Source organism: Streptomyces sp. NPDC088387 (assembly GCF_044753385.1).
Taxonomy (GTDB): domain Bacteria; phylum Actinomycetota; class Actinomycetes; order Streptomycetales; family Streptomycetaceae; genus Streptomyces.
On record NZ_JBIVNC010000004.1, the window covers coordinates 14808 to 33640 of the forward strand.

Genomic DNA, 18833 nt, shown 5'->3' on the forward strand with positions numbered 1-18833 from the left:
GTGACGCGCTCCTCGATGCGGGGCCGGCCCGGACGGGCCAGGGACCGTATATCCGCGCGCCTGGCGCTCTCGCTGCTCGGCGGTGTCATCGCCCTGCTGTGGCTGTGGCTGGTGCTGCCCACGATGACGTCGGCCTCCGACGCGCCCGCCGCACGCGGGGCGGGCGCGGTCGCGGTCTCGCGGGAGGACGACACCTCCACGGCCGACCTGGCGCTGCCCCTGGTGGTGGCGGTCGCGGCGGTGGCGGGCGCCGCGTACACCTGGCTACGGCGCTCAAGACGGACCCGCTCCCGCACCACACCGGGCGGCACCCCGACGCCGGAGCCCCCGGCCCCGCCCCTCTCCGAACTCGACGAGCGGGCAAGGGCGTTGCTGGTCGAGGCGGACGACAGTGTGCGCACCGGCCGCGCCGAACTCGGCTTCGCGGCGGCCCGTCTCGACCCGTCCGCCCTGGAGCCCTTCACCCGGGCCCTGCACCACGCCGAGACGGAACTGGCCGCGGCCTTCGCGATCCGGCAGCGGTACGAGGACGGCGTACCCGAGGAGGAGTCGGCACGCCGGCAGGCGCTCACCGGGATCGCCGGGCGCTGCACGGAGGCGGGCCGGCTGCTGGACGACCAGGCCGCCGCCCTGGACGCGGCCCGCGCCGCGGAACCGGGCGGGGCGCTGGAGGTCGTGGAGTCCCGCTTCCGGGAGCTGACCGCGCGGATCGTCCCCGCCGAGCGGACCCTCGCCGACCTGGCGCACCGCTACGCGCCCGGCGCGACCGGGCCGGTCACCGGTTTCGTCGAGCAGGCCAGGGACCGGCTGGCCGTCGCCACGCTCCGTATCAACCAGGCCCGGCAACAGGCCGACCTGGGCGAACCCGACCGGGCGGCGGGCCATCGGCGGGCCGCCGAGGGGGCCGTGGCGCAGGCCGCGGTCCTGCTGGACGCGGTGGAACGCCTGGCGGCCGACCTGACGGCGGCGGACGACCAGCTCCGGACCGCTCTCACGGGCACGGAAACGGAACTGGAGGCCATACGCCGGGACCTGTCGTCCCAGGCCCCCCACGACCCGCTCGCCCTGCTCCGCCGGGTCGTACGGACCGTCCCGCTTCCACCGGCGACGGAACTGCTCGCGACCGGCAGCATCGCGCTGACGGACGCGTACGTCGACGTCCACCGAGCCGCCCTCTCGGCAGCACCCCGCACCCACCTGGCAACCGCCCAACGCCTCCTGACCCAAGACCACTTGGCAGCCGAGGAAACGGCAAGAGCAGCCAGACAACAGGCAGAACAGGAAGCAACCCGGGCAACCTCGACCTAGCCCCCAGGGGCACGAGGAACTGCGCCACCAGCCACACCCCACCCGCACCCAACACACGAGGCAAGCCCAAAAAGGGGCGCGGGGAACTGCGCGACCAGCCACGACGCACCCGCACCCGCACCCACATCCGCACCCGGTGGGCCGGACCGCCCCTAGAACAGGCTGAGCAACGCCTCCGCGGGATCCGCCAGCTTGGTCCCGCCGTCGGGCAACGGAAGCTCGAACCACACCGTCTTCCCACGCGGCGTCCGGCGCGAGCCCCACGCGGCGGACAGCAACCCGACCAACTGCAACCCCCGTCCACCCTCGTCGGTGTCCCGCGCCCGCCGCCGCCGAGGCTGCACAAGCCCGGAGTCCCACACCTCGCACACCAGCGTGCGATCGAGCAGCAGCCGAAGCCGGATCTCCCCCTCGCCGTACCGCAGAGCGTTGGTCACCAGCTCACTGACCAGCAACTCCGTCGTGTCGACGAGCGCCTCCATGTCCCAGCTCTGCAACTGCCCGCGCGCGTACTCCCGCGCACGCCCCACACTGCGCGGCTCGCGCGGCAGCGTCCAGTCGCCGACGGACTCCGTCGGCAGCCCCTGGACGCGGGCCATGAGCAGTGCGATGTCGTCCTCGCCGTGATGGGTGTCGAGGGTGCTGAGCACGTGGTCGCAGACGTCCTCCAGCGGGCTGGAGGGGTCCGTGAGCGCCCCGACGAACGCCTGGAGGCCCTCGTCGAGCGGATGGTCGCGGGACTCGACGAGACCGTCCGTGTAGAGCGCGAGGAGCGCGCCCTCCGGGAGTTCGACCTCGACCTCCTCGAACGGCTCGCCGCCGACGCCGAGCGGCATGCCGGGCGGCACGTCGAGCATCAGCGCGGCCTCGCCGGGTTCGACGAGGACCGGCGGGAGATGACCGGCGTTGGCGAACGTGCAGCGCCGGGTCACCGAGTCGTAGACGGCGTACACACAGGTCGCGAGGTACACCTCGGAGAGGTCCGCCTCACGGGGCCGGCGGGCCGCGCGGGTGGCCTGCTGGACCCCGCCGGGGGTGCCGAGCCCGCGGGCGATCTCGTCCAACTGCGAGAGCACTTCGGCGGGTTCGAGGTCGAGCTGGGCGAGCGTCCGTACGGCGGTGCGGAGTTCGCCCATCGCGACGGCCGCGCGCAGTCCGCGGCCCATCACGTCGCCGACGACCAACGCCGTGCGGTGGCCCGGCAGTTCGATGACGTCGAACCAGTCGCCGCCGACCTCGCTGGGGCGGCCGGTGGAGGCGTTGCCCGGCCGGTAGCGGCAGGCGATGTCGAGTCCGGAGGCGATCGGGTCGCCGGGCGGGAGCAGGGACCGTTGCAGTATCAACGCCCGCTCGTGCTCACGCCGGTAGAGCCGGGCGTTGTCGATACAGACGGCGGCCCGCGCGGCCAGCTCCACCGCGAGATCCCGGTCCCGGTCCCCGAACGGCTCGCTGCCCTTCGTACGGGAGAACTGCGCGAGTCCTACGACGGTGTCGTGGGCGACCATCGGCACGGCCAGCGTGGACTGCACCAGGCCGCCCTCCTCGGCGGGGACGCTGCGCGGGCGGGCGGTGCGCAGGGCGTCGGCGCAGGGCGAGTTGAAGGAGAAGTGGTGGACCGCGCCGACCGGGACGGGCGCGGCCATACCGGCGAAGGGGATGTCGGAGACGGCGCTGGCGAAGGCGACGCGGCGCAGTCCGGCGCTGCCGTCGGCGAGTCCGGGCGGGGTCTCGTCGCCGGCCAGCAGGCCCTGGTAGAGGTCGACGGTGGCCAGGTCGCAGAAGCCGGGCACCACGACGTCGAGGAGCTCGCGGGCGGTGGTCTCCAGGTCGAGGGAGTTGCCGATGCGGGCACCGGCCTCGTTGAGCAGGGCGAGGTTGCGGCGGGCGGCGGCGGCCTCGCGGGCGGCGGCGCGGCGGGCGGTTATGTCGGTTCCGAGCCAGGCGATGCCGATGGGGCGGCCGGAACCGCTGTGCACCCGGTAGAGGTTGATGGACCAGTGGCGCCGCTCGTCGTCACCGGGCACGAACCCCGTGACGTGCATGTCCGTGATGGACTCGCCGCTCTCCAGCACCCGGCGCAGGGTCGCGGCGACCCGCTCGGCCTCGGAGCGCGGCAGATAGTCGTGGACCGTCCGGCCGCGGTGGTCGTCGGGGACGCCACCGAAAAGGGAGGCGAAGCGCTGGTTGGCGCGGCGCACCTTGAAGTCGGTGTCGATGAGCACAAAGCCGAACGGAGATTGGCCGAAAATCGACTGCGATGCCGCCAGGTCGGTCTCGATGCTGCGCAGCACCCGGACGTCCACGACGATGCAGACGGCAGCGCGCTCGCCGTCCTCGGTGCGGGTCGGCATCACATAGACCTCGGCGAGGCCCTCGGTGCCCGGGGAGCCGTCGGACAGGTCCGGCGTGCGGAACGGCACCACGCCGGTCCACTCGCGGCCGTCCAGGATCTCCGCCATCTTCCGCTGGCCGCGCTCGCGCAGGTCGGGATCGACGAAGGCCTCGATGGGGTCCCGGCCCACCGCGCGCTCGGCCGATACGCCGAAGAGCTGCTCGGCGCGCAGGCTCCACTGGTCGACCAGCCCGTCGGGGCCGATGGAGAAGGAGGCGACCTTGATGTACTCGTAGATCGAGCCGGGCGGGCTGCTCTGCCACAGGGCGTCGCCGTGCCGCCCCTCGCCCAGGGCGAGGCCGTCGTGTCCCGCACGGGCCAACGCCTGTGCGGCAGTCCGCCTCCCGCCGTCCGACGGGTCCTCGGACTCCATGGCCTTCGCTGGTATCTCGCTCACGCGAACCGTCCCCTCCAGCTCACCGCGTCCGGCACCGGTCACCGATGGCGGCTGCCCGCAGTATCCAGCACTACGGGGCCGCACAACACGGTGTTCACGATCACAGCACGGTCCGGGTGGTTTTCGGCCCGTGCTGCGAGAACACTTCCAGTCTTCTAACCAGCGGACACGTCATCGAATCACGCCCTTCGACAACCGCCAGTGGCCTGAACCAGTCGCCGGACAACGATGCCTCGCCTGTACACCCCTTTCACCCCGGTACCGCCAGTTCGAACCACACGGTCTTGCCGGTCTCGCCGGGGCGGGTACCCCAGCGGTGGGCGGATGAGGCCACCAGTTGCAGACCTCGTCCGCTTTCGTCCTCGGGTTCGGCAATCCGTTCGCGGGGTGGGTCGGGGAGCGGGTCGGAGACCTCGACGAGGAGCAGGCCCGGGAGTTCCGGCGAGCGGACGAGGCGGACGCCGATGGGGCCGGTCGCGTGCCGCAGGGCGTTGGTGACGAGTTCGCTGACCAGCAGTGCGGTGATGTCGCTGAGGCTGTCCAGGCTCCAGCGGTGGAGCTGGGCGCGGACGGTGGAGCGGGCGGTGCGGACGGCGCCGGGGTCCGCGGGGAACGTCCACTCGGCGCGGGCGCCTTCGGTGTCGATCACGCCGATCACTTCCCAGACCACGGCCCGCCCATGCCCGTTTTCATGGGGTTAATGGCCACATACCCGATATCAAGCCACGAGTACCGCGGTGCGACACAGACGGCGGACGGCAGTTCATCCGGCGCGGCCCGGCGAGGGCTGATCGCGCAGTTCCCCGCGCCCCTGAAAAGCGTCGTCCGGCCGCGGGCCCGTCGCCGCCCCTCGCGCAGTTCCCCGCGCCCCAGAAAAGCGTCGTCCGGCCGCGGGCCCGTCGCCGCCCCTCGCGCAGTTCCCCGCGCCCCTGAAAAGCGTCGTTCGACCGCGGGCCCGTCGTGGCCGCTCGCGCAGTTCCCCGCGCCCCTGAACCCGCGTAGCCGCGGGCATGCGTGCCGCCTGGGGCGGCACGGGTGGGCGCGGCGGCGCACCCGTCGCTCCGGGCTGCGTCAGCGGCTCCGCTCAGGCCGGACGCAGGGCAACGGCTCAGGGCGTCCCGTGCCGGGCGACTGCCCGTACCGCGGGGACGTCTGCCGGGACCCAGGGGATGTCGGACCACGTCCCCGGGTCCAGCCACCGCACCTCGTCGTGCGCGTCCAGCGCCTTCGGTTCGGGCGACCCCGGCAGCAGCCGAGCCGTCCACACCCACAGGACATACGGCGCCGCCAGCACCCACTCCCCCGGCACCCGCCCCACGACCTCCGCCGACACCCCGAGCTCCTCCCGAAGCTCCCGCACAAGCGCCCCCTCCGGCGCCTCCCCGGGCTCGACCTTCCCCCCGGGCAGCTCCCAGAGCCCGGCCAGCGCCGGCGGCCCACTGCGGCGCGCGGCCAGCAGCCGGTCGCCGTCGAACAGGGCGGCCCCCACCACCACGATCCGTTCCGTCATGCGCCGGAGCCTACGGGCTCACTCCGGCCCGTCGCTCGGGCCCACGCACTCGACGAAGTACAGCTGCTTGTGTCCACGGTCGTCGAGGCTGTCCGCGATCTTCTCGGCCTCGTCACGGGTGGCGTACCGCCCCACGCGGTAGCGGTTGCCGTTGTCGTCCTGCCGTACGACGAGCCACGGAAGTGTGACCGCGCTGTCGTTCATCGCCCCCCACCGCTCCTTCCCACCCCGGCGCGCCCGCTTCCCGTCCGCGCCCTCGGTCGCTCCCCGCCCGACAAGGAAACCGCAATCCGCATATGCCCGAGCCTACGCCTTACCTTCACGGAGCGAATACGGCTTTTCACAAAGAGGTACGCAACCAGCCAGCACTCAGGGGGCGCACGGTGCCGAACGCGCCGTCCGCGTGCCTCCGCGCACCCATTCACCAGGCCGCCGGCACCCACCTCGGCGACCTGCGAGAACGGCCGGTTCCGGGCGGCACACAAAGCACCCCCGGCGGGCGGGCGCCGGAGAGGCACTTGCGGGACGGCGTGCGCTGGCACACGGGGAGCGCACTACCTCATGGGGAGCGCGCTATTTGACGGGCAGGTGGTACGCGACGCGATAGCGGTCGGCGGGGATCACCACGTCCGCCGTCTCGACCGCACGCCCCGACGCGTAGAACGTGCGCTGCACGACGATCACCACATGACCGGGGACCCCGCCCAGCGCCAGCAGTTCCTCCGCGAGTCCGGGCCGGGCGCCGACCTCCTCGGTGACGTTGTCCACCACGACGTCGATGGCGGCCATCCGCTCGACGACGCCCATGCCGCCGAGCGGGCCCTCCTCGGGCAGCATCACGGGGCTGCGGCCGGTGACGGCGAGCGGCTCCCAGGAGGTGGAGAGCATCATCGCCTCACCGGCCTCCCGGAACACGTACTTGGTGCACATCACGCGTTCCCCGGCCTGGATCCCGAGCCGCTCGGCGATCGCGCCGCTCGACTCGGCCTGCACACTGTTGGACTCCCAGGTGCCGCGCGTCCCGGCGTCGGCCTGCTCCTGCCGGAAGGGAGTGGCGCCGTTGCCCGAGCGGTAGCCGGAGCGGGCGATGCTGCGGGGCACGGGGCGCTCACGGACGTACGTCCCGGAGCCGGAGCGGCCCTCGACCAGGCCCTCGGCCATCAGGACCTTGCGCGCCTCCAGCGCCACCGTGTCCGAGACGCCGTACTCCTCGCGGATGCGGGCCTGGGACGGCAGGCGGGTGTGGGGTGGGAGCAGGCCGTCGGCGATCTTCTTGCGGAGATCACCCGCGACACGCAGATACGCCGGCTGCTCACCGAATGTCACTGGCCACTCCCATCAGGTTGTACAGACAGCAACAGCCTGGCAACCGTGGGTTGTGCCATGCAAGCAAAGGCCAGAGAATCACTCGATGTGATGACATAGGGCCGGGGTGCTGTTTACGCAGGCACTTTCTCCCCGCTATGGCCGGGCTCACACCTGCGCGTCGCCGGCCTCCTCGGCGACATCGCCGCCGTCCTCCTCGTAGAGCTCCGGCGGGACCGTGGCCAGACCCAGGGCCTCGCGCGCGGGGACCGTGCGCTCGGGGTCGGTGAGTTCGTAGCCCTTGTCCATGTGGACGTAGAAGGTGTCGGCGTCCTCGGCGGCGGCCGCCTTCGACCACTCCTTCTTCGCCCTGCGCAGATCCGTGACCAGCGTCGCCACCGGCTTCTGTGCGTCGGCGGACCAGGTGTGCCGGTCGAGCGACCCGATCTCCTGGTTGAGGGCCGCCGTGACGCGCTCCGCCCACACCTTGTGACCCGGCAGATCGTCCTCGACGTACTCCTCCAGGGGCACGGACTCCAGCGCCGCGGTCAGCACCCGGTCGGCCTCCAGGTACACCAGCTGGTCGTTGTCGAGTGTGGTCTCGTCGGCGCGCAGCGACCCGGTCAGCGAGGCGCTCGCGTCCGTGTTGCCGAAGACGCAGGTGATCTCCCGGTCCCCGAACCGCCAGCTCTCGCGGGTCGGGTAGAAGTAGTAGACGTCCGCGTCGCCCGGTACGGCCCAGGTGTCGATGACGTACTCGTCCTGGCGGTCGTAGCACTGCTCGTCGGCCACCTCGACGAGATGGTCCTCACCGGGGTAACCGCCGCCGGGCAGGGTGATGGTGGCGAACACCTCGCCGTCGTGCCGGCCCGCGCACGGCACCTCTTCGACGTCGTAGGCCATGCCCTCCAGGGAGCCGGACAGGGTGTCGAAGCACTTGCCCTCGGCGACCGACATCACGGCCTCCTCGCGCACACCCTCCTCGACGCCGTCCCAGAAGTCCGAGGCCGCGCCCGTGGTGAAGAACGCCGTCCACAGCAGCAGGCCCACGGTGGACAGGGCGGCGCCGGTGATCGCCATGCCCTTGCCGCGCTCGCCCCTGCGGCGGATCTGCCACAGCGCGATCAGGCCGAACACCAGCCCGACGGCGGGCAGCAGACACAGGATGCCGAGGATCAGCGCGGTCACGGCGAGCGCGTTGACGCCCGGCGTCCGGGGCGCGTACGGCATCCAGGGCTGTTGGCCGTAGGTGCCGGGCGGCGCGAACGGACCCTGCGGGTGCCGCTGCGGATCCGGGGGCGGCGCGAACGGATCCTGCGGCTGCGGGTCTGAGGGCGGCGGGGGTATGGACACGGGTGCCGTGCTCCTGGCTCGGGCGACTGGACGGTGCCTCGGACGGGCCGCGGCGGACGTCCGGCCGGGCCGGTCGGCGGACCTGTGGGCCGGTGCATCGTACGCGGCACACGAGCCGGGGCGGAACACCGGTGAGGAACACGGCAATTCGGGCGGGGCCCCTGGTCCGGCCGGGCCGGCCGGACCAGGGGCCCCGGGAGCGTGAGTACGTCAGAACTGCAACGCCCAGGCGTCGATCCGCCCGACGTCGGCCGCCGCGTTGTCACTGACCCGCAGCCGCCAGGTGCCGTTGGCCGTCTCCGAGGAGGCGTTCACGGCGTAGGTGGTGTTGATGTTGTCCGAACTGCCGCCGGTGCCATAGGCCTTGAGGGTGTATGCCGTACCGTCCGGCGCGACCAGCTGGACCTGGAGGTCGCCGATGTAGGTGTGGACGATGTTCACCTGGACCGCCAGCGAGGCGGGCGCGTTGCCGCTGACTCCGGAGACCGTCACCGGGGACTCGGCCGTGGCGTTGTCGTTGATCGCGTAGTCGGCGGTGTTCTCGAACCGCGGTCCCGGCGGGTTGGTGGTGCCGCCGCCGACGTACAGCAGCCGGTTCGGTGAGCCGGTGCCGGGGCTCGTGACGACGTTGGGTGTGGCCGCCGTCGTCAGCGCCGTAGAGACCTGGGCGGGCGTGGCCGTCGGGTTGTCGGCCAGGTAGAGCGCCGCCGCGCCCGCGACGTGCGGGGTCGCCATCGACGTGCCGTTGATGGTGTTGGTGGCGCTGTCACTGGTGTTCCACGCGGAGGTGATCGAGGAGCCCGGCGCGAACAGGTCGAGGACCGTGCCGAAGTTGGAGTAGCTCGCCTTGGCGTCGGTCGACGTGGTCGCGCCGACCGTGATCGCCTCGGTCACGCGCGCGGGCGACCGGGTGGAGGCGTTGGTGCTCTCGTTGCCCGCCGCGACGGCGAAGGTGACACCGGAGGCGATGGCGTTGCGTACGGCGGTGTCGATCGCGTTGTCGGCGCCGCCGCCCAGCGACATGTTGGCGACGGCCGGCTTGACCGCGTTCTGGGCGACCCAGTCGATACCGGCGACGACCTGGGCGGTCGTACCGGATCCCGAGTTGTTCAGGACGCGGACGCCGACGACGGAGGCCCGCTTGGCGACGCCGTGGGCGGTGCCGGCGACCGTGCCGGCGACATGGGTGCCGTGGCCGTGGCCGTCCTGAGCGGTGTTGTCGTTGTCGACGGCGTCGTAGCCGTACCGCGCACGGCCGCCGAAGTCGCTGTGGGTGATCCGGACGCCGGTGTCGATGACGTACGCGGTGACGCCCTGCCCGCCGTGGTCCGGGTAGGTGTACGACTGGTTCAGCGGGAGGTTGCGCTGGTCGATGCGGTCCAGGCCCCAGGAGGGCGGGTTGGGCTGGGTCGTCTCGATGGTGAAGGTGCGGTCCTGGACGACGGAGGCGACGGCCGGGTCGGCGGCGAGCCGCTTGGCCTCGGCCTCGGTGGCCTCGACGGCGTAGCCGTTCAGCGCCTTCTTGTACGTGCGCTCGATGCTGGCGCCGTACTTCTCGGCGATCGCCTTGCCCGCGGCGGAGTCCGAGCGGGCCCGGTCCGCCTTGAGTGTCACGACGAAGCTGTTGGCGACGGCGTTCGCCGCGCCCTCGTACTGGATCCGCCCCTCGGCCGCGGGTGCCGCGCCGGCCGGGAGGGCGGAGACGAGACCGGCGGCCAGGGCCGCCGAGGCGAACGCGCTGATCGCCGTCAGTCTTCGCCGGGTGGTGCTGTGGGGAGTACGCATCACTGCCATCTGAGGGGTCCTCCTCAATAGGTGGTGCGCTGGCGTGGGGGTGGTGCGGCGGGCCTGGACAGCCCGCCATGGACCGCGGACGACAGGTTCATGTCAATCCGAGGGCCGCACCTGTGCGTCAGCCGAAAGATTGCTGCCTCCACAGGAAATCCACAAGGGTCCTGCGCAGACGTAACAACTGCGCCATACAGCGGACATGACATGCCGTCGGCCGGGGACGGTGTGTCCCCGGCCGAGGCGTGCGGTGCTGTTCAGCCAGTGTGTACGGTGCGATTCGGCCGACTCGCGCGGTGTGGTCCGGCCGATCCTTGCGGTGTGGTCCGGCCGATCCGCGCGGTGTGGTCTCAGTCGTCCAGGGCCGTGTCGCGGGTCTGCTTCTCCCAGGCCATGACCTCGGCGCGGAGGTGATCGGCGTGGTCGAGCACGGTCGTCACCGCGTCGTCGCCCAGCGGCAGCCGCAGCGGCGTCTCCGGGGCCTCCAGCGCGGTCAGCACCATGGCCGCCGCCTTCGCCGGGTCACCGGGCTGGGTGCCGTGGCCGCCGGTGACGTACTCCCGGGTCTGGCTCACCTTCGGGTAGACACCGCTGTCCTCGCTCGCGCCGGCCACACCGCCCCGGAACAGCGAGGTGCGGAAGGCGCCGGGCTCGACGATCAGGACCTTGATCCCGAACTCCCGCACCTCGTCCGCGAGCGCCTCGGACATCCCCTCCAGCGCGAACTTCGTCCCGCTGTACGCCGCGAAGCCGGCCATCGACATCTGGCCGCCCACGCTGCTCATCTGCACGATCGCGCCCGAGCGGCGGTCGCGCATGTACGGCAGCACCGTGCGCACCAGCGTCGCCGGGCCGAAGACATGCAGGTCGAACAGGTCCCGCAGTTCGTCGTCGGTGGTCTCCTCGAAGGCGCCGACATGGGTCCGGCCCGCGTTGTTGACCAGCACGTCGATCCGGCCGTGGCGGATCACGACGTCCCGTACGGCCTCCTCGGCGGCCTGGGTGTCGGTCACGTCGAGGGTGATCGCCTCCATCTGGTCGGGGTGCGCCGCCACCAGGTCGTCCAGCGCCTCGGCCCGCCGTGCGGCGCCGATCACCACGTCACCGTCGGCGAGCGCCGCCTCCGTGATCTCCCGGCCGAAACCGCTGCTCGCGCCTGTCACGAACCACACCTTGTTCATGGAGTTCTCCTCACCCGTCGCCGTCCGCCGGCGCCCCTTGTCCGTCCGCTGTCCGTCTTCGTTGTCCAGACTGCCCATGGCAAGGACGCAGGTCCAAGATCTAGCGTGATAACCGATGGCTATGACACCGGACGTACACGGCCGCGACCTGCGCTACTTCCTCGCGGTCGCCGAAGAACTGCACTTCACCCGTGCCGCCGAACGGATGTATGTCTCCCAGCCCGCGCTGAGCAAGCAGATCCGCGCCCTGGAACGGCAGCTGGGGGTGACGCTGTTCCGGCGTGACACGCAGGGCGTGACCCTGACCGCGGCCGGCGCCGCGCTGCTCCCGCACGCCCGGCAGGTACTGGACGCCTGGGACCGGGGCGCGGCGGCGGTCGAGGAGGCGCGCGCGACCCAGCGCAGCACGCTGGTCGTGGGGATGAGCACCAGTCCGGGCCGCGGCGGGCTGCTCCCCGCGATCCGCTCCCGCTTCACCGCCGAGCACACCGAGGCGACGGTACGGCTGCGGCAGATCAGCTGGGACGATCCCACCGCCGGGCTCGCGGACGGCGACACGGACGTGGCGTTCGTCTGGCTGCCGCTGCCCGAGCAGGACCGCTACGGCTGGACCGTCGTCGCCGAGGAGCCCCGGCTGGTCGCCCTCCCCGACGCCCATCCGCTCGCCGCGCGCACCGAGGTCGACTTCGCCGACCTGGCCGGCGAGCCGTTCCTCGCCCTGCCGCGCAGCGCGGGCCGGCTGCGCGACTACTGGCTCGCCCTGGACGCGCGCGCCGAACCGCCGCGCATCGGCGCGGAGATCGCGAGTACGGAGGAGACGTACGAGGCGCTGGTCGCCGGCCTCGGGATCTGCCTCGTCGCCGCGGGCAACGCGCCGCTGATCACCCTGGACGGCGGTGTCGTCACCCGCCCGGTGACGGGCATCAGCCCCAGCCGGTACGCCCTGGCGTGGCGCCGGGAGGACGGGCGCCGGGCGCTGGTGCGGGGGTACGCGGAGGCGTGCCGGAGGGTTACGGGGAGGGCTTGATGTCGGTGGGGGTGGGAGGGGCGTCGGGGGCGCCGGGGCCGGTGTTGGCGGGGGCGCCGGGGCCGGTGTCGGCGGGGGCGCCGGGGCCGGTGTCGGCGGGGGCGCCGGAGCCCATGTCGGCGGGGGTAGCGAGGCCCGTGTCGGTGCCGGTGCCGGCACCGGTGCCGGTGGAGGTGGTCTCCGGCAGTGCGCGCCCGGCATCCTGCGCTCTTGGTGGGTGGCCGTCTCGCTCCCCCAGCCGGGCCTGTTCCTCCTCGACGATGCGGCGGGCCAGGGACACGTCCGAGATGTCGACCGCGTCCGGGGTCGACTCGGCGACGGAGCTGCGGCGGGCGTAGGCGTCGAAGAGCCGGGTCTTGTTCTCCAGGAGACGGACCATCCGTTCGTCCACGCCGCCCGTGGCGAGCAGGCGGTGCACCTGGACCGGGCGGACCTGGCCCATCCGGTGGGCGCGGGCCACCGCCTGGTGCTCGATGGTCGGCTTGAGCTGCGGCTCGCAGAGGATCACCACGGACGCGGCCTGCATGTTGAGGCCGACCCCGCCGGCCTCGATCTGCGCGAGCAGCACGGCGTGACCGGGCGCCGCGGAGAAGTCGTCGACGAGCTGCTGGCGCCGCGCGGGCGGCACACCGCCGGTGATCGGACCGAAGAGGGGCCCGTCGCCGAGCGCGTCCTCCACCACGTCGAGCACCCGCCGGAACGCCGAGAAGACCACGACCTTCAGTCCGCTCTCGGCGGCCTCGGCGACCAGCTCCCGCAGTCGCCCCAACTTGGCGGACTGCTCCGGCCGTTCGTACGCGGCCCGGCGCATCGCCATGAAGTTCCCCGCGCGGACCGCCTCGCGGTAGGCCAGTGCGTCGGCGCGGCTCAGCTCCTCCCACTCGTCGGTGTGCTGGAGCACGGGGAGTTCGGTGAGCACGTCCTGCTGGTTGCGGCGCAGGTAGACCGGGGCGACCGCCCGGCGGAAGGCCTTGGAGCCGGCGACCGAGTCGAGGCCGTCCACGGAGTCGGCGAGCTCGGGCCGCAGGATCCGTACCAGGTTGCGGAATTCGGCCACCCGGTTCTCCATGGGGGTGCCGCTCAGGAACAGCACCCGGTCGCAGGCCTCCGCCCAGGCGGTGACGGCCGCCGCGCGCCGGGTCTCCGGGTTCTTCACGTAGTGCGCCTCGTCGACGACGAGCATGCCGATCTCGCCGCCGCCGGGAGTCGGGAAGCCGCGCAGTGCGTCGAAGGTGGTGATGGCGACGCCGCCGCGCCCCTTCCAGTCGGCGAACGCCTCCTCCTTCTGCGGCCCGTGCAGCGGCATCGGCCGCAGGGTGCTGCGGGCCTCGATCTCGCGGGTCCAGTTGATCAGCACGCTCGCCGGGCAGACGACCATGAAGTGGCTCTGGCCCTCGGCGGCGAGATGGCCGAGGGCGGCGATGGCCTGCACGGTCTTGCCGAGTCCCATCTCGTCGCCGAGCACGACCCGGCGCTGCGCGAGGGCGAACCGGGCCCCGAAAGCCTGGTACCCGCGCAGGGAGACGCGGACGTGGCCGTCGTCGAGCCGCTGCTCGCGGACCCGTCCGGCCACGTCGTCGGGGAGGAACCCCTCGGCGGCCGCGGTGTCCGGCCCGCGCCCGGAGACCTCCGCGAGCAGGCTGTAGTACTCGGCGGAGCGCAGCTCGAAGTCGACCCAGGCGGCGATGTCGCTGTCCGGGGCGCGCAGCAGATCCACGGAGGCCTGCGCGAAGGACTGGGGCAGCTGGTCGCGCGCGGCCTCTTCGGTGAGGCGCCGTATCTCGGCCACGGCCTCCAGGGCGTGCTCGCGTCCTTCCCTGCCCGCGAGCAGCATCCGCAGCCGGCCGAGGGCGGGCTGGGCGCGGGCCAGCAGTGGTTCGAGGCGGGCGGTGAGGGCCGTACCGGCGTCGGCGGCGCGGCGGGCCTGCGGTCCGGCCTCGACGAGCACGGACAACGCGCGGACCAGGGCGGTGGTACGTGGTTCGGGCCGGTCGACGTCGATCCGGACGGCGACGGTCTCACGCACGGCGCCGGCGATCTGGCGGGCCGCCGCGACGGCCTGGTCGGCGGTGCGCTGCCCGACGCCGGGGGCCTGCCGCAGCCGGTAGGGCCCGGCGTCCAGCACGTCACGGACCGTCCGGAAACCGCCCCGCTCCAGCTCGCCGAGGCGCAGCCGACCCTCGGTCACGTCCCGCAGCCGGGAGACCGGGATACCGGTCAGCTCCTGCTCGGCCAGCTCGTCGTGGAGCGGCGCCAGGGCCTCGCGCACGGAGCGCACGGCACCCTCGTAGTCCCGCGCGACCTGTGCGGCCGCCCCGGCCAGCCGCTTCGCCCGCCCGACCGCCTCCCGCTCCCCGCGCCCCATCCCGCCTCACTCTCGTCGCCCCACTTCCCGCATGGTGCCATCCGCCACCGACAACGGGGCCGGAGCGGGCGCGGGCGAGCGCGGGCGCCTGCTCAGAGCCGGCGCCAGCGGGCCGAGGCGAAGGAGAAGACACCGAAGAGGATCAGCCCGATCGCGACGGCGACGAGAAGCCCCGGTCCGGCCGGGGTCTCCGTGAAGCTGCGCAGCGTCGCGTCGACGCCCTTGGCCTCGTCGGGGTCGAACTGGACGGCGGCCACCAGGATGAAGATCCCGGCCGCGGCGAACACCGCCCCGCGTGCCACCCCTCCGACGACGCCGAGCACGGTGACGACCTGCTTGGTACGACGGCTCATCGCGCCGGTGTCCAGCTGCCGCAGGAAGCGCCGCATGGCCGCCCGCACGGCGAGCACCACACCGATGCCGATCAGGAGACAGCCCCCGGCACCCACCAGCTCCTGGCCGTACGGCAGTCCGAGCGCCGACTCCGTCCAGTCCTGCGACTGCTTGTTGCCGCTGGAGCCCTGGCCGCCGCCGGCCGCGTAGTCGGCGGTGGCCCAGCAGACGGCGGCGTAGAAGACCGCCCGGCCGCCGTCGAGCAGCCGCGAGGGCGTCTTGCGGCCCTTGCCGCGGATCGCGCGGGCGCCCCGCCACAACGCCATGCCGCCGAACCCGACAACCAGCGCCCACAGCATCGCCTTGCCGAACGGCTGCGCCGCGACCTGCGCCAACGCGCCCTGCCGGTCCGCCGACCCGGCACCGCTGCCGAGCCCGATCCGGACGGCCAGCGCACCGATGAGGACGTACACCACACCCCGCGCGGAGAACCCGGCCCGCCCGGCAGCGGAAAGCGTCTGCCGCTCGGCGGAGCTACGGGACCGGGAGCCCCGACGCCGCCCCTGCAACCAGGACGCAGTCACGCCACCCACCTCACACCGCATACGTGCAGATCACATTCGGAACGCATCGACAGGTGCCCCCTCGCCACTCCCACCGTCATGCCCCCACACGAAGACACCCCGCCCGGTTTCCCACCCAACGCCCCGCCAAACAACCCCGATCAGGGCCGCGCGGCAGTTACCCGCCCCATGCCGCCAGCAGCTCTGCCGGACCGTAAGCGGCGTCGAGCCCGGGACTGTCGACGCCGCTGCGCGAGACCGCCACCACCGGAACGGGTTCGTCGGTGAGGGCGGCCCGGTGCCGATGAAGGGCGGCGAGATCGTGCCGGCCGAAGACCGACTGCTCCAGCCACTTGACGGAGCCGACGAAGAGCAGCTCCTTGGCAACGGGCGCACGGTCCGCCCCGACAATGTCGATCTCAACGTCGTTGGTACGGGTCCAGTAGCCGCCCACAGCGGGGGCCGCCGGCAGCCGGTCGTCGGGAAGTATCCGCGCGAGGGCCTCACGGACGAGAGGCTCGACGGCCCGACCACGCCAGCTGGTCCAGTTCTCCCGGATACGTGCCAGGGTCAGATCGCCCCGCCCCCGCTCGATCTCCTCCATGGAGGGGCCGAGCAGATGCAGCCAGAACCGCAGGTAGGGGTCTGCCACGCGGTAGCGGCGGTCCTTCGAGGGGCGTAGTGACACAGGCAGTTCCGCCGCCACGATCCGCTTGTCCGTGAGCAGCTCCAGCGCTCGTTGCAGCGGCGTTGCCCCGATCCCGCCGGCCGCGCGGGCGATATTGGTGAAGGTCCGCTCTCCGCTGCCGATGGCCGCCAGCACCGTGCGCGCCTGAGCCCGTGGGGGGAACTCGGCGGCCAGCGAGCGCTCGGCCGACACCAGCAGGGCTGAGACAGGGTCGCTCAACGCCTCCTCCAGGAAGTCCCACAGCCCCGCGCCTCGCGGCCACTCCGCGCAGATCAGTGGCAGCCCGCCGGTGACCAGCGCGGCATCAAAGGCCTCCGCCGGCGCCAGTCCGAGCATCTGCCCCACCTCGGCAGGGTTCAGCGGCCCCAGCACCATCTCCCGGCCTCGTTGGTGGAAAGGACGTCCGTAGTGGTTCAGCGCTTCCATCATCGCCAGGTCGGAGCCGATGAGGACGAGCAGCACCGGCCTGGTCTCGAGCACACGGTCCCAGGCCCGCTGCAACATCCCCTCGAAGGCGCCGCCCGCGTCCATCAGGTACGGCACCTCGTCGATGACCAGGACACTCGCCCGGTCGGTCGGCAGCGCAGCGGCCAGCACGTCGAACGCGTCGTCCCAGGTCTCCGGCCGCGCGGCGGCCACCAACTGCGCCAACGGCAGCGTCGACGCCTGGGCGTCCCGGGCCAGCCGCGCCAGCTCGTCCCGCGGGGACGCACCGGTCGCCGCGTAGAACAGGAAGGGAGCCCCAGAGCGCTCCGCGAATCGCTCGACCAGCCGGGACTTGCCCACCCGGCGCCGCCCACGCAACATCACGCACCGACCGGGGCGCTCCCCGCCCACCCCCGTCGCCACTTTCCGCAGCTCACGCTCCAGCGTCGTCAGCTCGTGCCGACGCCCCACAAAATCCACCATGCCAGCCGACCTCCACGGTCGAACTAATATCAGTGTTACTAACATAAACGTTAGCATCACGCTCTGCCAGTCACCGCGGAGAGAGATCAGCGACACCACACCGCACGGCCCGACCCGACCCGACCCGACCCGACCGAAGAGGCAACGGGCAACCCCGCCGAACTCTGATTTCTGAGGCACGCCTCATGCCAAACTCGCTGTCGGATGCGGAGCGAGACGGCTTCACCACACGGAGTGTTCACCGTCGACCTTCGTGTCACCCAGTGAACTTCGAACGAAAGTTCCCCACTTGGGAATGCGCAACTGTCACTGTCGGCTTTAGGGGAGGTTGTCGATGAGTACACCTGTACGTTTTGGCCCGGAATTGCGCCGATTACGACAAGAAGCCGGGCTTACTCTGACCGAATTCTCCGCGGCTCTCAACTACGACAAAGGACACCTCAGTAAGGTCGAGCGCGGCGAACGTTCTGCATCCCCCGACCTGGCCAGGCGGTGCGACGCCTTCCTGGGCGCGAACGGCGAGCTACAGCAGCTGGCTGTCCGACCCGTGAACGACTCTGCCGCCGCCGAAACTCCCACTCCCCCAAGCATCTGGCTCGTCGGACGCAGAGCAGTCCTCGCAGCGGGTTCGGGAGCACTGATCGACCTTGGCCTGAAACTCGGCGATCAAGCGTTGTCTCCTGTTGGCCTCCTCCTCTCATCCTTCCGCGCGCAATTCGACCAGCTGCGAAAGCTCGGTCAGTCGACCGCACCGAAGGCCGTGCTTCCTCTTCTGGAGACGCAGACACGCACAGTCGCCGGACTGGCCGCCGACGCCCCGTCCGCCACTCGGGCCCCGGCGATCCTGCTCGCGTCGCGGTTTGCGGAGTTCACCGGTTGGATGGCCCAGGAGGCCGGAGACGGCAGTGCGGCGCTCGGCTGGACCGACCAGGCCGTCGAACTTGCGCGCGCCGGGGGCGATCCGCACCTCGGTTCTTACGCGTTGGTACGGCGCGCCCTGATCACGCTCTACAACGAGGACGGGGCGGACACCATCGCACTGGCCCGCCAAGCCCAAGGCAGCGAACTCCCGCCTCGTATCAGGGGACTCGCGGCTCAGCGGGAGGCGCAAGGACACGCGCTCGTCGGCAACGAGCGCGACTGCCTCCGCAGCCTCGAAAGGGCGCGAGAGCTACTGGCCAGGGACACCACCAGCAGCGGCAGTGAGCCCGTGATCGGCACCACTCATGTGAGTGATCCGGCGGCGATGACGACCGGTTGGTGCCTGCACGACCTCGGTCGCCCCAAGGCCGCCGCCGAGATCCTCGACCGGGAGTGCCGCCGCCTCCCCCTGTACGCGCTGCGCACCCGCGCCCGGTACGGCTTCCGCAGGTCCCTGGCCCACGCCGCCTCGGGAGAGGTCGAGCACGCTTGCTCGATTGCGAGTGAGCTTCTGGGGGTGATGCCGGCTGTGCCCTCGGCGACAGTCAACAGTGACCTCCGACGCCTCGCGCGAGAACTCACCCGGTTCCGAAGCAGCAGGGCCGTCCGCGATCTGCAACCGGCGCTGGCACGGGTACTCGCCCCTGTGCACGACTGACAGCGGCTCAGCGGACAGCACCGGCACACGGTGCCCCGTTCGCCGGACGAGGTTGCTCCGGCTCTCCGGGGCCCACGAACTCCGGCGGACCTCGACTGAGCTTCGCCCGACGCCTCTCGCCGCACCCTCGCTGTT

General features: G+C 72.2%; 14 protein-coding genes. 3 read left to right on the forward strand and 11 right to left on the reverse strand.

The annotated features are described in order from the left end of the window. Positions 1 to 1308, forward strand: coding sequence for a hypothetical protein (locus ACIQAC_RS11595; RefSeq protein ID WP_402189359.1), 1308 nt, complete (start codon positions 1 to 3; stop codon positions 1306 to 1308). A 152-nt stretch (positions 1309 to 1460) separates the two neighbouring features. Here the strand turns inward: ACIQAC_RS11595 and ACIQAC_RS11600 are convergent, their stop codons facing one another. The 8 genes from ACIQAC_RS11600 to ACIQAC_RS11635 all read right to left on the reverse strand — a co-directional run bounded on the left by ACIQAC_RS11600 (position 1461) and on the right by ACIQAC_RS11635 (position 11234). Continuing rightward, positions 1461 to 4097, reverse strand: a complete 2637-nt coding sequence (locus tag ACIQAC_RS11600; protein ID WP_402189362.1) for a SpoIIE family protein phosphatase — start codon at positions 4095 to 4097, stop codon at positions 1461 to 1463. Between the two features lie 250 nt (positions 4098 to 4347). Further along, complete coding sequence (locus ACIQAC_RS11605) at positions 4348 to 4755, reverse strand: ATP-binding protein (protein ID WP_402190651.1); 408 nt, start codon at positions 4753 to 4755, stop codon at positions 4348 to 4350. Positions 4756 to 5205: 450 nt separating this feature from the next. Beyond that, positions 5206 to 5607: a (deoxy)nucleoside triphosphate pyrophosphohydrolase gene (locus ACIQAC_RS11610; RefSeq protein WP_402189364.1), complete on the reverse strand. Its 402-nt coding sequence runs from the start codon at positions 5605 to 5607 to the stop codon at positions 5206 to 5208. An 18-nt stretch (positions 5608 to 5625) separates the two neighbouring features. Next, the gene (locus tag ACIQAC_RS11615) at positions 5626 to 5811 is read right to left on the reverse strand and encodes an SPOR domain-containing protein (protein WP_402189366.1); all 186 of its coding nucleotides are present in this window, start codon (positions 5809 to 5811) and stop codon (positions 5626 to 5628) included. 369 nt (positions 5812 to 6180) lie between these two features. Next, complete coding sequence (locus ACIQAC_RS11620; RefSeq protein ID WP_402189368.1) at positions 6181 to 6933, reverse strand: GntR family transcriptional regulator; 753 nt, start codon at positions 6931 to 6933, stop codon at positions 6181 to 6183. A gap of 147 nt (positions 6934 to 7080) precedes the next feature. After that, positions 7081 to 8265: a DUF4190 domain-containing protein gene (locus ACIQAC_RS11625; RefSeq protein WP_402189370.1), complete on the reverse strand. Its 1185-nt coding sequence runs from the start codon at positions 8263 to 8265 to the stop codon at positions 7081 to 7083. A 210-nt stretch (positions 8266 to 8475) separates the two neighbouring features. Beyond that, entirely contained in the window at positions 8476 to 10059 is a 1584-nt protein-coding gene (locus tag ACIQAC_RS11630) for a S8 family peptidase (protein WP_402189373.1), read from the reverse strand. Between the two features lie 344 nt (positions 10060 to 10403). After that, positions 10404 to 11234: an oxidoreductase gene (locus ACIQAC_RS11635; RefSeq protein WP_402189375.1), complete on the reverse strand. Its 831-nt coding sequence runs from the start codon at positions 11232 to 11234 to the stop codon at positions 10404 to 10406. A 115-nt stretch (positions 11235 to 11349) separates the two neighbouring features. Between ACIQAC_RS11635 and ACIQAC_RS11640 the strand changes: the two genes are divergently transcribed. After that, positions 11350 to 12261: a LysR family transcriptional regulator gene (locus ACIQAC_RS11640; RefSeq protein WP_402189378.1), complete on the forward strand. Its 912-nt coding sequence runs from the start codon at positions 11350 to 11352 to the stop codon at positions 12259 to 12261. Here the strand turns inward: ACIQAC_RS11640 and ACIQAC_RS11645 are convergent. The 3 genes from ACIQAC_RS11645 to ACIQAC_RS11655 all read right to left on the reverse strand — a co-directional run bounded on the left by ACIQAC_RS11645 (position 12245) and on the right by ACIQAC_RS11655 (position 17119). Then, complete coding sequence (locus tag ACIQAC_RS11645; protein ID WP_402189380.1) at positions 12245 to 14626, reverse strand: SNF2-related protein; 2382 nt, start codon at positions 14624 to 14626, stop codon at positions 12245 to 12247. The genes ACIQAC_RS11640 and ACIQAC_RS11645 overlap by 17 nt on opposite strands. A gap of 92 nt (positions 14627 to 14718) precedes the next feature. After that, the gene (locus ACIQAC_RS11650) at positions 14719 to 15543 is read right to left on the reverse strand and encodes a DUF1206 domain-containing protein (RefSeq protein WP_402189382.1); all 825 of its coding nucleotides are present in this window, start codon (positions 15541 to 15543) and stop codon (positions 14719 to 14721) included. Between the two features lie 157 nt (positions 15544 to 15700). Further along, the gene (locus ACIQAC_RS11655; RefSeq protein WP_402189385.1) at positions 15701 to 17119 is read right to left on the reverse strand and encodes an ATP-binding protein; all 1419 of its coding nucleotides are present in this window, start codon (positions 17117 to 17119) and stop codon (positions 15701 to 15703) included. A 334-nt stretch (positions 17120 to 17453) separates the two neighbouring features. Here ACIQAC_RS11655 and ACIQAC_RS11660 point away from each other — a divergent pair, with 334 nt between their 5' ends. Then, entirely contained in the window at positions 17454 to 18698 is a 1245-nt protein-coding gene (locus tag ACIQAC_RS11660; protein WP_402189387.1) for a helix-turn-helix domain-containing protein, read from the forward strand. Positions 18699 to 18833 lie beyond the last annotated feature (135 nt).